The sequence below is a fragment of the Qipengyuania sp. JB2-7 genome, from assembly GCF_055693485.1.
Genome location: NZ_CM146335.1, coordinates 1,431,250 through 1,444,787, shown reverse-complemented (window position 1 = coordinate 1,444,787; position 13,538 = coordinate 1,431,250). Strand labels below are relative to the sequence as shown.

Here is a 13,538-nt window from a genome sequence, read left to right as displayed (position 1 = left end):
TGCAAAGCCCTGTCACATTCAGGAGCTTGTGACAGACCAAGGTGGGGACTGAAACGTCTATGTGGCTACTCGACAAATTCTTGAAACAGGCGATTGTTCGCGGTCAGCTGATCATCACCGACTATAATGGCAAAGAATACACCTATGGCCCCGGTGGTGAAACAGACTATGACGAGCGCGAGGGTGGTAGGCCCGGCCCCATCCGTATTCGCCTGACAAACAAGAAGGCTGCCAACCACATCGCCCGCTATCCGCAAATGGGCGCTGGCGAGGCGTTTATGTGGGAATGGCTGGTTGTCGAAGAACCCCATGACATTCGTGACATGATCCTGTTGGTGACCATGAATGCAAAGCGTCTGGGTGAAGCTTCGCTTAAGGCGAAGGGGGCAGTCCGTACCGTGGTTCAAAAGGCGATTGCCGCATTTGACGGGATCAACCTACGCGGCAGTGCCCGCAAGAATGCAGAGCATCATTACGACCTGACCCGCGAGCTGTATGAGCGTTTCCTCGATGAGGACCGTCAGTACACGATGGCCTATTATCGTGAGGATGATCCCACCAAAACCAGTCTCGAACAGGCGCAAATGGATAAGAAAGCGCACATCGCCTCCAAAATGCGGATCGAGCCTGGCATGCGCATTCTCGATGTTGGCTGTGGCTGGGGCGGCTTCGCGCTCTACCTTCACGAGATGTACGACGTCGAGGTGGTGGGCGTCGCCCTCGCCCCTGACCAGATTGCCTGCTGTAAAGAGCGCGCGAAAGAGGCTGGCGTTGAAGACAAGGTCCAGTTCGCGCTCATGGATTATCGCGATGTTCAGGGAGAGTTCGACCGGATCGTCAGCGTCGGTCTGCTCGAACATGTCGGCACCATTCACTATCCGCAATTCTTCGAACACACGCACCGCTTGCTCAAGCCAGATGGCGTAATGGTCAGCCACTGTTGTGGCCGTGCGGGCCCTCCAGGCTACACCGATGCATGGACCCGTAAATACATCTTCCCCGGCGGCTACATTCCCGCGCTCAGCGAACTGGTGACCGAAAGCGAGAAGCATGGCTGGCAAGTCATGGATGTGGAGGCAATGCGCTTCCATTACTCGCACACGCTGGAGGAATGGTACAACCGCACCGTCATGCATCGCAAGGAAATCGAAGAGATGTATGACGAGCAGTTCTATCGCATGTGGCTGTTTTATCTCGTTGGCGCAGAACAGAGCTTCCGCAATGGCACCATGGTCAATTGGCAAATCCAGTATGTCAAAGATCGCGCAGTCATCCCCATGACCCGCGAGTATATGGAAAAGGAGTCTGCGCGCTTGCGTGAAAAGGGCAAAATCCCAAGCTGGCGCTTTGATCCAAACCTGAAAGAGGCGGCGGAGTAATCGTTGTAACGTCGATTTGCGTTTATTCGAATAGAGAGCATTGATCAGGCAAAAGGTAAGGTTTTGAGCAACTCTCTAATCGAAAAATTCCTCGGCAATCTCATACAAAGAGGCGAGTTGACGATAACCATGCCTTCCGGCGCAGTCCACACGCTGGGTCAGCCGGTTGCAGAGTTTCCAAACGTCGCCATTCGTTTGACGGATACCACAGTAGCGCGCGACATCCTTTTGGATCCACGACTGGGCGCTGGTGAAGCTTACATGGATGGGCGGATTGTCATCGAACAAGGCGATGTCATGCAGCTCGTGCAGCTAATTCGCGCGAACAAGCCGTGGGAACGTGGTGGCCAGCTCATGGCACCCTCGCCCTTTCGAGCGGTGAAAGACAAAGTGAAGTTTCTGGCAGCCTCTTTCAACGAGGCGCGTTCATCAAAACGAAACGTCGCGCATCATTATGACATCGGAAATGAACTCTACCATCTGATGCTCGACCCGGAACACATGCAATATAGTTGCGCTTATTGGGGCGTTGGGGTGGAAACCTTGTCGCAGGCGCAGGAAGCCAAACTCGCTCATATCGCAGCGAAGCTGGCGCTGCGTTCTGGAGCGCGCGTGCTGGATATCGGATGTGGTTGGGGCGGCCTGGCGATCTATCTAGCGCAGCACTTTGACGTTCGTGTGCATGGCATCACGCTGAGCGAGGAACAGATCACCCTGGCGGTCGAACGCGCAGAAGCAGCAGGCGTTTCAGATCGAGTATCTTTCGAGATCATCGATTACCGTGAACTGCCAAATCGCGGAGAGCGTTTTGATCGCGTTGTTTCCGTTGGCATGTTCGAACATGTAGGGCGCCCGCAGTTCGACACTTTCTTCCGCTCTTGCGCCAACCTGCTCACAGATGATGGCGTGATGCTGCTCCACACCATTGGCCGGTTTGGCGGTCCTGGCAAAACCGATGCGTTCACGTCGAAATACATATTCCCAGGTGGCTATATCCCCGCACTTAGCGAGACCTTGATGGCAAGTGAAAAGAGCCGCCTGATCCATACCGATATTGAAACACTCAGGCTCCATTACGCCAAGACATTGCGCGAATGGTATGCACGTTGTGAAGCCAATAAGGACGCGATAATTTCAATGTTTGACGAGCGCTTCTATCGCATGTGGACGTTCTATCTCGCCGGTGCGACCGCAGCATTCGAAAGCGGTGGAATGGGCAACTATCAAATCCAGTTTACCCGCGACCGCAATGCCCTGCCGATCACACGCGATTACATTCGCGATAGCGAGGCTACACTACTCGGTAGGTGATCGTGATTGCTCTTAATCCATGCTGCTGATAGCGGGCGCAGCAATTCTTGCTGGAGTGCCCAATGTCTGACGTCAAACGTGTTGTCCTCGCCTATTCTGGAGGCCTCGACACCTCCGTAATTGCCAAATGGCTTGAGGTTGAGCGCGGCTGCGAAGTCGTAACGTTCACTGCTGATCTTGGCCAAGGTGAAGAGATTGAGCCTGCCCGCGACAAGGCGCGCGCGATGGGCATTCCTGACAGGCACATCTTTATCGAAGATGTCCGCGAAGAATTTGTGCGCGATTATGTCTTTCCCATGATGCGGGCCAATGCACGTTACGAGGGCGACTATCTGCTCGGCACATCGATTGCCCGTCCTCTGATTTCGAAACGTTTGGTCGAAATCGCGAAAGAAACCGGCGCCGACGCCATCGCTCATGGCGCAACCGGTAAAGGCAATGATCAGGTCCGTTTCGAGCTATCTGCGTACGCGCTGAACCCCGATATCGAAGTAATCGCCCCTTGGCGCGAGTGGGATCTGAACAGCCGCACCGCGTTGATCGCATGGGCCGAAGCGCACCAGATTGATGTGCCGAAGGACAAGCGCGGTGAAAGCCCGTTCTCGACCGATGCGAACTTGCTCCACACCTCGTCAGAGGGGAAAGTCCTTGAGGATCCGTGGGAGGAAACACCAGACTACGTCTATTCTCGCACAGTTAATCCAGAGGACGCGCCTAATGAGCCTGAGTACATCACGATAGCTTTCGAACGCGGCGATGCGGTGGCGATCAATGGCGAAGCTATGAGCCCGGCTACATTACTCGCAACCCTCAACGGTTATGGACGCAAGCATGGCATTGGTCGCCTCGATCTGGTCGAGAACCGCTTTGTGGGGATGAAGTCGCGCGGGATGTATGAGACACCCGGTGGAGAGATTTACGCGCGCGCACATCGCGGGATCGAGCAGCTGACCTTGGATCGCGGTGCGGCTCACCTGAAAGACGAGCTGATGCCGCGCTATGCAGAGCTGATTTACAATGGCTTTTGGTTCGCGCCTGAACGCGAAATGCTGCAAGCAGCGATTGATCACAGTCAGCAATCAGTCACCGGCGATGTGCGGATGAAGCTTTACAAAGGTGGCGCCAATGTCGTCGGGCGCCGCGCAGATGTGAATTACAACCTCTACAGTGAGGATGTGGTCACGTTCGAAGACGATGCAGGTGCGTACGATCAGAAAGATGCAGAGGGCTTTATCAAGCTCAACGCATTGCGACTCAAGCTGCTCGCCAAACGCAATTCCTGATCAAAAGAGCGTCCTTGCGCGGCATTGTCACGCCCCTCGCGACCAAACGGGTACTTATCCACCGTCGTCCACAAGGAATCTGCGGAAAGGTGGATAAGTCGCTCTTGCAAAGCTTGAAAAATGGAATGTGAAGGCGCAGTTTCACTTCATCGGAACGGAGCGAAGTTCTTCAGAAATATTGATCTAACGATCTGATATTTAAGTAGAATAACAAACCGGGAAGACGGCTTGGAACCTGTCCACGCTGATCTTGAGAGAGCGTTGGAAATGCTTCGGCATGGTACGAACGTACTCGTTGAAGGGTTGGTGGTGAAGTTCCAATACGAGCTTGGCACACAAGCTTTTGCGGATGGAAACGCGGGGAGCGATCGCAAGGTCAATCAACGCGAAACCAGATGAAACAGAAGCGGAAAGCGAAGCTGCGGAGTGGCCTGATGATGGCGCGTGGATACGGAGAATGGAAGGCTTAGGCTGGAAGCTCTTGGTAGAAACGAGTTGGAGGGAAACTTCGGATGCCGGTGCGAGCGCCGGTGACATAGCCAGATGGAAGCTTCGGCAGAAATGTGGTGAAACACCGGATGCCAAGTGCACGTTTTCGTAACATGCCCACGCATTGGTGAGAGTGGGGTCGGCAGCAATGCCGGCCCCATTTGCCGTTTTGAGCACTTTCGCCATTTTTCATGTGGTGCCAACTCAAGTGTGACGATCTCCATTTCAACACTGTCAAAGAACCGCATGGCAGCATGCTGCGTTTACGCTTCGTCTGACATCGCAGCGGCCAGTAGGAAACGCCAAAACGATCTCATATCACGCTCGTATTGCGTTGGACCGTGGCTCCGACGCGGTCACTTCCCTTCCTTGAAATGATCTCCACACGATTTTGAGCTATCAACATCTGCGACACGGAGGAGAGGTTTCATGCGCAACGTGTTGTGTGCTGCACTGTTTTTGAGCTTGGCCGCGTCGGGCGCTACCACGTCAGCGGCACAATCCAGCGATGAGACGATGCCATCTCGGTCTTTCGAGAGCAGCTTCGCGCCTTATGTCGCCCTTCCCGCAGAAACCGACCTCGCTGCCAATGCGGTTGATCTCACCACAATCTCCCCACCGATCGAGGCACGTCCAAAGGTCGAAACCAGCGCGCTGGGCCGTGGTGTCGCATCCTTCTATGGCAAGCGCTTCCACGGTCGCCGCACGGCGAATGGTGAGCGGTTCAATATGAACGCCATGACGGCGGCGCATAAGACGCTGCCCTTTGGCAGCAGGGTCCGCGTCACCAACCCGCGCAACGGCAAGTCAGTCATCGTGCGGATCAACGATCGCGGCCCATTCATTCGTGGACGCACCATCGACCTCTCGCGCGCAGCGGCAAGACGCATCGGCATGATCAACAGCGGACATGCCCGGGTGAATCTGGAGCTAATCCGCTAGCCAGCCCCACCTGGTACACCCCCACCCGGCACGCGCTCGCCCGCCTCCTCCTCCAGCTCTTCCCAGTCTCCGCCCTCCGCAGCATCCGGGCCATATTCGGCGCGCCAAGCCGCCTCAAACGCCGCCTCGCTGTCGATCATCCACCATTGGGGCAACTCTGCCTCAAACGCATCGAGCTGCAACTGCTCGATCAGCCAACTCAGCTCAAGCCGCTCCGGCTGCGCCTCGCCCAGGGCAAACTCGGCCTCCTGCGCCAGCTGATACGGTTTCTTCGCCCCCATTGGCCGCGCCGCATGCATGCGATCAATCCGATTGCCCAGCCACATGCAATCATCCGATGTCAGCTGCGCATCGGGATCCATACAGCCGCCGCCACAATCGGGGCATGGCTGTACATCCGGCTCGGTTGGGGTGTCCGACGGCGCAACCCTATCGGATGGAACACCTGGAACACAGTCCAGATCAAAATCCTCGCCCAGCGCCTCTCCCTTGGCCAGCGCCGCAATCGCATCGTCCAGCACGGGCAGAGTGTCTGCCACCTCTTCGCGCCCCTCCAACCGGTCGAGCCGCGCTAGATGCGCCAGCAACAATCGGCTGTCATAGCGGCGCCGCGTCGCCACCTCCTCCCCGTGATAGAACACCGTTTCCTCCACCCCGTTGAGCGCACGGTCGGCCAGCACCTCCTCTGCATGCGTGCGCGCGGTGACGAGCGCCGCGTCCCATAGCTGCGCAAAGTGCGGCTGCTTGCGGCGCAGGCGATAAGCGGTTTGCGGCGAGACCCCCGCCTTGCGGCACGCAAGCCGGACATTGCCGAGGGTCGATAGCGTTTCGAGAAAGACGCTCTGCCGCCGGGGTGTGAGGACGGTGAAGTGAATGGATTGTTCGGGGGTGACGGGAACGGGGAGGAGTTGGGTCATTGGGTTATCCTTTGTTTTCCGCAGCACCTCCGTGCTGCGAGTTGTCCTCCCTTCGGTCGTTCAGCTTCGCTTCCCTCGCGGCTTGCGGACAAGTCCGCGCCGCTGCGGGCGGCCTTGCAGGTGGCCTGTGGCCAGCTGCGTCTTCGACTTCGCTTCCGGCCTTGCGGTCACCTAGTCGGTGACCGTGCTCCGCGACCAAGCCTGAGGCATCGGGCCTGGAATAGTTCGGCGAGCGACCAGCGAGCCGCAAGCGCGACCGCGCGCCGCGGCTTATGCCGCGAAAGCCAAGCGACGCGGAGGCGTCGCGCCCGGCGTTTGAGGGTCTAAACAAAAAAACCCGGCGCTTGAGGCCAAACAAAGACTCTCTGTGTACCAAGCGCCAAGCGGTCGGCCTGATCCAAAACACAAAGCGCCCCCTCACACCCGTCATCCCCGCAAGAGAAAACCGTTCGCCCTGAGCCTGTCGAAGGGCCGCTCTTAACGTACTCACTCTGCTTGAAGAAAAAGCGGTGCTTCGACAGGCTCAGCACGAACGGATGATGACGGCATCGACACCAAAAACTACTTCACCCTCACACTCCGCCGCGCGCCAACCTTACCTCCCAGCACCAGCTGCTCATTGCGAAAGTGCCGCATCAGCTGCTGCGGGGTTTGGCCGGAATCCGTCGCGATACGGCCAGCATCGACATTGGCCTCAAGTAGCGGAGCGGTAGGCCAACAACGAAGCCGGAGCCACTCGCGCGCGCACTCATATTCCTCGCGCGATCCCTTGGGGATTACGGGCATGGAGAATTTGGGGTCTGGTGAGGTGGGCATTAGCGGCTCCTTTGTCTATGAAATCATATAGAATAGAGATACGTAGCGTTGTAGGAAAATAAAAATCTAACTTCACATCGGGCGAACTCTGACTTAATACTGCTATTGGGGGTAGGTATATTGTCAGACGAGAAAACAAAGAATGGCTGTGCTTATGCAATTCTAATTGCCGTCGGAATTGTCCTTCTAGGCAAATGCGCAGGTTCGCCGGAGGAAGAACCAGCTGCAACAGCGAGTCTCCTTTCAACACCCGAGCGTATCCAATCCGAAGGAAACGCCGGAGGTGCTGAAACCGAACCACCCACTGGAAACAGCGTTACGTTCGACAACGGTGATGACGCTTACGTGACTGCAACCACGCTCAATGGCCGATCCTCTCCGAATCAGAGCAGTAGAGTAGTGACAAAGCTTCCATACGGTGAAAAAGTAAGGGTGGTTGAACGATCCGGATCGTGGATGCGCGTCGCATCCAAGGTTGGCGATGTCTGGGTTGCTAGCTCATACATGTCACGGACAAGACCTGCTCCGAGGACAAGATATACGCCGCGTCCGCGAGGTTACGCTGATCGGTGCCCCTGCTGGGGAAATCACGTTTGTATTGGACCGCGTGGTGGTCGGTTCTGTATCACTTCAGGCGGCAACAAGCGCTACGGCGTCTGAGCCTTCCTCAGGGTCGTGGGATAATATCTCTATGCTATCTAATCAGGACGATCGGGATACATAGTCGCAGTTATCTTGAAGTCAGGTCCAAACCCTTCAGATAGGACAAAGTCCTTTGCATGATGCTCATCGCCGAAAAACCTTACCCCATCAAACTCTTCGGACTCAATCAATTGACCGATCCGGGTATCAACTTTGCTCAATTCACCCAAGTGGTTTGAAACATCAGCAAGTCGCTCACCTTGGATTTGGTTTGCGAGGTTCATCACAGTCTGAAGCAAGCCAAGGAAGCGATCAATTATTTCTTGATCAGAGCTGAGCCTCATATTTGCCAGTTTGATCTGATGAGCCTTGTTATGCCTATGGACCAGAACTAGCTTCTCATCATGCAAATTCTTTCCGAAGAAAGTTGTTTCATTATCAATGTGTGCGACAACTTTGTTACTTACGTTACTCAGCTGTATGTGAAACTCCCTCTCATCCTCGGACAATCTGTTAGAAACCTGAAGACCCGACCTTCGACCATCATTCTTTGTTGCACGGGCATACATCAAAATAGCTTGGTTGAACGAAGCGCTCACAACCGAAGATGGTTGCACTAGCCAATTCCTAATTCCACCAGCATCGTGATTTAGAAACTGCAGAAGTTGGGTGGCGTGGATCAGGTCATAAATTGCCGACCAAGTATGCCACAGGCGCATTATGGCTCCGTGTGCAGCTCGATATTCTCTCTGCTTTCTCCGTGAGAGATAATCGACCAGATTTGTTAGATCAAATGCAGTTCCGTCTTTCAGAATACGCGGCACCATTTCTGTCATGAACTTGTCTCCCCTTCCACCACCTTAGCACCCCGCCTTCGCGGGGCACGCCATCCGTCGCTTACTCAGCACCTACTTTCTTGTCATTGCGAGCGAAGCGAAGCAATCCAGAAGCCCGCGCAATAAGCTCTGGATTGCCGCGTCGCCCCAAAAGCGAGCTTGGGGCTCCTCGCAATGACGAAGTTTATTCGGCAGCTTCTTTATTGGCACGTTCGAACATGGGTTTGAGGTATGCGCCGGTATAGGAGCGTGAGATGGACGCGACATCCTCAGGAGTCCCCTCCGCCATCCTTCGACTACGCACCTGGGCAAGCTCGGCGCTCGCTCAGGACAGGCCTCGCAGCCCTAGCGTTTGAGCATATTCGCAAGGTACTGCCCCGTATAGGACCTTGGTTCCTTGGCGACCTGTTCGGGAGTGCCAAGGGCTACGATCTCACCGCCTTTCACCCCACCTTCCGGGCCAAGGTCCAGGATATGATCCGCGGTCTTAATCACATCGAGGTTATGCTCAATCACCACCACGCTGTTCCCCTGTTCCACCAGGCTGGTGCAGCACCTCCAGCAGTTTGCGAACATCCTCAAAATGCAGGCCCGTCGTCGGCTCATCCAGAATATACAGCGTCTGCCCCGTGCTGCGTTTGGCCAGCTCCTTCGCCAGCTTCACCCGCTGCGCCTCGCCCCCCGATAGGGTCGTCGCCTGCTGGCCGACCTTGACATAGCCCAGCCCCACCTCGTTCAGCATCGCCATCTTGTCGCGGATCGGTGGCACCGCCTTGAAGAATTCCTCCGCATCCTCAATCGTCATGTCGAGCACGTCGGCAATGCTCATCCCCTTGAACTTCACCTCCAGCGTTTCACGGTTATAGCGTTTGCCGCCGCATTCCTCGCAGGTGACATAGACATCGGGGAGGAAGTGCATTTCGATCTTGATCAGGCCGTCGCCCGTGCATTGTTCGCAGCGGTCGCCCTTCACATTGAAGCTGAACCGTACCGGGTTTGTATCCGCGCGCCTGGCTTTCGGGCAGGCCCGCGAACCAGTCACGGATATTGGTGAAGGCGCCGGTGTAGGTCGCCGGGTTGCTGCGCGGGGTGCGGCTCGATGGGCGACTGGTCAATCTCGATCACCTTGTCGCAATATTCGAGGCCGGTGACCTTGTCATGCTTGCCCGCGATGATGCGCGCGCCATTGAGCGTGCGGGCGGCGGAGGCATAGAGCGTGTCGATGGTGAAGCTCGACTTGCCCGAGCCGGACACGCCGGTGATGCAGGTGAACGTACCGAGCGGGATGGAGGCGGTGACATTGTCGAGGTTATTCGCCTGAGCGCCATGGACGGTGAGCTGGTGCCCGTTGCCCTTTCGGCGGGTGGTGGGGACGGCGATTTCCCGTCTGCCCGTCAGGTAGTCCGCGGTCATCGACTTCTTGGACTTCATGATCTGTTTGAGAGTGCCCTGCGCGACCACCTCGCCCCCGCGCACGCCCGCGCCGGGGCCAAGGTCAACGACATGGTCCGCCTGACGGATCGCGTCCTCGTCATGCTCCACCACGATCACGGTGTTGCCGAGATCGCGGAGGCGCTTCAATGTTTCAAGCAGGCGGTCATTGTCCCGCTGGTGCAGCCCGATGCTGGGTTCGTCGAGCACATAAAGCACGCCGCTGAGGCCGCTGCCGATCTGGCTGGCGAGGCGGATGCGCTGGCTCTCCCCGCCGCTCAGCGTACCTGAAGTGCGGTCGAGGTTGAGGTAATCGAGACCGACATTGTCGAGGAAGCCCAAACGTTCGTTGATCTCTTTCAGGATCGCCTTGGCAATCTGCGACTGCTGATCGGTCAGGTGATCGTCGAGCGCGAGGAACCACGCCTTCGCATCGGCGACGCTCATCTTGACCGGTTCGGCGATGTCTGTCGGGCCTTTCGCGCTGGGGATCTTCACCGCGAGTGCTTTTTCATTCAGGCGCTTACCGCCGCACGCCTCACACGGCTGCGACGTCTGGAACTTGCCCAGCTCCTCGCGCATCCACGCGCTGTCGGTTTGCAGCATGCGGCGATTGAGGTTGCCGATCACACCCTCAAACGGCTTGCGCACGGTGTATTCCTTGCGCCCATCCTTGAACGTCAGCTCGACCGGCATGCCGCCCGTGCCGTGCAGGATAATCATGCGCTGATCCGGCTCCAGATCAGTCCACGCCGTGTTGACGTTAAAGTCGTAGGCCCGGCCAAGGCTGGTCAGCACCTGCATGTAATAGGGGCTTGGCGGGTTGCTCTTCGCCCACGGTGCAATCGCTCCTTTTTTCAGCGTCAGCGCCTCGTTCGGCACCACCAGCTGTTCGTCAAACAGCTGTTTCTCACCGATTCCGTCGCATGTCGGACAGGCACCTTGCGGGGCGTTAAAGCTAAACAGGCGCGGCTCGATTTCCTCAATCGTAAAGCCGCTGACAGGGCAGGCAAACTTCTCGCTGAACACAATGCGGTTGGCGGGGATACCGGCACCTTTCATCGCGCCGCCGCTGTCCGCTTCATCCTCGCGCCCCGGCACCACACCATCGGCCAGATCGACATAGGCCAGCCCTTCGGCCAGCTTCAGTGCAGTCTCGAAGCTATCCGCCAGCCGCGTCTGAATGCCGTCCTTCACCGCGATCCGGTCAACCACGACCTCGATGTCATGCTTGAACTTCTTGTCGAGTACGGGCGCTTCTTCAATCGGGTAGATTTCGCCATCGATGCGCACACGGGTAAAACCCGCCTTCTGCCACTCGGCCAGTTCCTTGCGATATTCACCTTTGCGCCCACGCACGACCGGCGCGAGCAGATAAAGCCGTGTGCCCTCTGGCAAATCCATCACCCGATCGACCATCTGACTGACGGTCTGCGCGCTGATCGGCTTCCCCGTCGCAGGCGAATACGGCACCCCTACCCGCGCCCATAACAGGCGCATATAATCGTAAATCTCGGTAACCGTTGCCACGGTTGATCGCGGATTGCGCGAAGTCGTTTTCTGCTCGATGCTGATCGCAGGTGACAGCCCATCAATGTGCTCGACATCGGGCTTTTGCATCATCTCAAGAAATTGCCGCGCATAAGCGCTCAGGCTTTCGACATAGCGTCGCTGCCCCTCGGCATAGATAGTATCGAAAGCGAGCGACGATTTGCCCGAGCCCGAGAGGCCGGTGATCACGATCAGCGCATCGCGCGGCAGATCAATATCAACGCCCTTAAGATTATGTTCGCGGGCGCCTTTGACGCTAATTTTTGTGAGAGCCATGCCGGTCCAATTGGGGACTAAAGAGAGATGAATCCAGCCCTTTCGAAAACGAGCCGGGGACGCTTATTATGTTCCGCAAATGTTCCACACCCGCAAGCGTTGTGTCAAGCGCGATCAATCTGGCCTTTTCCCCGACTTTCCGCCCTCCTCTGCTCCCCGCAGAAAATCACGTAAGCAAAGCCAGGCGTAACGTCACTTACCAGTCGTTAATCATAACACGTTAATTCGCATATCTAGGTAGGGACGAGGCATATGGAACAATCCAAAGTCGATTTTGTGCGAGGGCTGTCAATTCGCTCAAACCAGTTTGAAGAGCTGGCCGAAGTCTTTTTTCATAACAATTCACTGCGCGCTGAGATCGACGGTTTCTGGGCGCGTCACGGTGAACTCACGGCAGAATGGGCTTACGAATACTGGCCAACCCGTGTTCATGATGGCCATGCTGAGGCCGCTGCCAAATCGCAGGGCATGCAAACCACAACTGAAGAAATAGCCAAAGTTACGGCTGATATGTTCATGATGATCTTCAAGGACAGCACGGAAATTCGTTGGATGAAGGCGCTTTCCACGGTCGCGCTGGCCAGTTGGATGGTTGACGATAAGAAGCAGATGCTGGGCAACATGACAGGCTACAGCGAGGGCTTAATGCGCCGCGTGACGGAGCGCGCTGATAACATTGAAGATGCCTTCACTGATAGCCTGTTCATACATCGCATATCGATGATGCAGTTCGAGGTCATTTCGGCATTCAGGACTGAATTGGAAGTTCGTTTTAAAAAGGAAGAGATTGGTCAGAAAGGCCAAGCCTTTATCACTTCACTGAGCGAAAAAATCGACGGCTCGCTTGAAGAATCTCGTTCTGTAAATGCGGTACGCGGAAGAAGCACACGGCAAGATCTCCGACCTTCGCCATGACACAACACAAGCAGCGGCGATATCCGAACAGTCCGCGCAATCCATGCAGGATGCAGCCCGAGCCACCGGCGAACTTTTGCAGACCCTTTTGTCTGTGACGCAGGGTATCAGCGATGGGCGCAATCTGTTGTCAGCGGCAGTTACGCAGGCGCAACAATCGTCAAACGATAATGCGCAAGTGATCACGGAAGTCGACTCTATCGGGCAAATACTCAAAGCAATCACCAAAATCGCCGATCAGACCAACATCCTGGCTCTCAACGCCACCATCGAAGCTGCAATGGCCGGAGATGCAGGCGCTGGCTTTGCAGTCGTCGCCCAAGAGGTGAAACACCTCGCCGGCGAAACTGCAAAAGCAACCGAAACGGTCGCAAAACAGGTCGCGGCCATTCAGGAATCGGCTCGCCAAAGCAACGTATCCTGCCAGACTATGGTGGAAACCAACGCGCAACTTCACAAAACAAGTGATGCACTCCACGCGTCACTTCAAAAGCGGATCGATGAGTTTTCGAAGATTACCGATGCAGTTGATGAAACAGCGCAAGGTGCGGCCAGCATTGGTGAGCTTGTCGCCAACATCAAACGCGATACAGACGCCGTCTCAAATGTGGTGAGAGACCTGTCTCACGCAACAAATGCGTCCGCCGACAACCTGTCTGGATTGGTGGAGGAGACCAGCGAATTTGTGGAGCAAATCGCACAAAAGGGCTGAGCCGCCTAAACCACGACTTTGCATAACAACCCCACGCT

11 protein-coding genes and 1 pseudogene are annotated in these 13,538 nt (G+C 56.2%); 7 read left to right on the top strand and 5 right to left on the bottom strand.

Annotated features, from left to right (window positions below):
- Positions 1-59 precede the first annotated feature (59 nt).
- The 3 genes from ACZ1GM_RS07240 (at position 60) to ACZ1GM_RS07230 (ending at position 3,973) form a co-directional block, all read left to right on the top strand.
- A complete protein-coding gene (locus ACZ1GM_RS07240) occupies positions 60-1,379 on the top strand; it encodes a class I SAM-dependent methyltransferase (protein WP_472678441.1) in 1,320 nt (439 codons plus the stop codon).
- Positions 1,380-1,442: 63 nt separating this feature from the next.
- Positions 1,443-2,690, top strand: coding sequence for a class I SAM-dependent methyltransferase (locus tag ACZ1GM_RS07235; RefSeq protein ID WP_472678440.1), 1,248 nt, complete (start codon positions 1,443-1,445; stop codon positions 2,688-2,690).
- A 62-nt stretch (positions 2,691-2,752) separates the two neighbouring features.
- On the top strand, positions 2,753-3,973 hold the full coding sequence (locus ACZ1GM_RS07230) for an argininosuccinate synthase (RefSeq protein WP_472678439.1): 1,221 nt from the start codon (positions 2,753-2,755) through the stop codon (positions 3,971-3,973).
- 198 nt (positions 3,974-4,171) lie between these two features.
- On the opposite strand, the gene ACZ1GM_RS07225 is transcribed toward ACZ1GM_RS07230, so the two are convergent.
- Entirely contained in the window at positions 4,172-4,648 is a 477-nt protein-coding gene (locus ACZ1GM_RS07225; protein ID WP_472678438.1) for a hypothetical protein, read from the bottom strand.
- A 243-nt stretch (positions 4,649-4,891) separates the two neighbouring features.
- On the opposite strand from ACZ1GM_RS07225, the gene ACZ1GM_RS07220 reads away from it, so the two are divergent.
- Positions 4,892-5,404: a septal ring lytic transglycosylase RlpA family protein gene (locus tag ACZ1GM_RS07220; protein ID WP_472678437.1), complete on the top strand. Its 513-nt coding sequence runs from the start codon at positions 4,892-4,894 to the stop codon at positions 5,402-5,404.
- Here ACZ1GM_RS07220 and ACZ1GM_RS07215 read toward each other — a convergent pair.
- Together ACZ1GM_RS07215 and ACZ1GM_RS07210 are read right to left on the bottom strand one after the other, a co-directional pair.
- Positions 5,401-6,321 (bottom strand): hypothetical protein, encoded by a 921-nt coding sequence (locus ACZ1GM_RS07215; protein WP_472678436.1) that lies wholly within the window; start codon positions 6,319-6,321, stop codon positions 5,401-5,403. The two genes, ACZ1GM_RS07220 and ACZ1GM_RS07215, sit on opposite strands and share 4 nt — an antisense overlap.
- Before the next feature lie 561 nt (positions 6,322-6,882).
- Entirely contained in the window at positions 6,883-7,137 is a 255-nt protein-coding gene (locus tag ACZ1GM_RS07210; protein WP_472678435.1) for a hypothetical protein, read from the bottom strand.
- Positions 7,138-7,482: 345 nt separating this feature from the next.
- Between ACZ1GM_RS07210 and ACZ1GM_RS07205 the strand changes: the two genes are divergently transcribed.
- Positions 7,483-7,797: an SH3 domain-containing protein gene (locus tag ACZ1GM_RS07205; RefSeq protein WP_472678518.1), complete on the top strand. Its 315-nt coding sequence runs from the start codon at positions 7,483-7,485 to the stop codon at positions 7,795-7,797.
- A 38-nt stretch (positions 7,798-7,835) separates the two neighbouring features.
- Here ACZ1GM_RS07205 and ACZ1GM_RS07200 read toward each other — a convergent pair whose 3' ends face one another.
- Together ACZ1GM_RS07200 and uvrA are read right to left on the bottom strand one after the other, a co-directional pair.
- Positions 7,836-8,615 (bottom strand): hypothetical protein, encoded by a 780-nt coding sequence (locus ACZ1GM_RS07200; protein WP_472678434.1) that lies wholly within the window; start codon positions 8,613-8,615, stop codon positions 7,836-7,838.
- Between the two features lie 345 nt (positions 8,616-8,960).
- Positions 8,961-11,873, bottom strand: a pseudogene (uvrA, locus tag ACZ1GM_RS07195) (excinuclease ABC subunit UvrA).
- A gap of 252 nt (positions 11,874-12,125) precedes the next feature.
- On the opposite strand from uvrA, the gene ACZ1GM_RS07190 reads away from it, so the two are divergent.
- Both ACZ1GM_RS07190 and ACZ1GM_RS07185 read left to right on the top strand, forming a co-directional pair.
- Complete coding sequence (locus ACZ1GM_RS07190) at positions 12,126-12,788, top strand: hypothetical protein (protein ID WP_472678433.1); 663 nt, start codon at positions 12,126-12,128, stop codon at positions 12,786-12,788.
- A complete protein-coding gene (locus ACZ1GM_RS07185) occupies positions 12,739-13,500 on the top strand; it encodes a methyl-accepting chemotaxis protein (RefSeq protein ID WP_472678432.1) in 762 nt (253 codons plus the stop codon). The genes ACZ1GM_RS07190 and ACZ1GM_RS07185 overlap by 50 nt, the downstream gene beginning before the upstream one ends.
- The last annotated feature ends 38 nt before the right edge of the window (positions 13,501-13,538 follow it).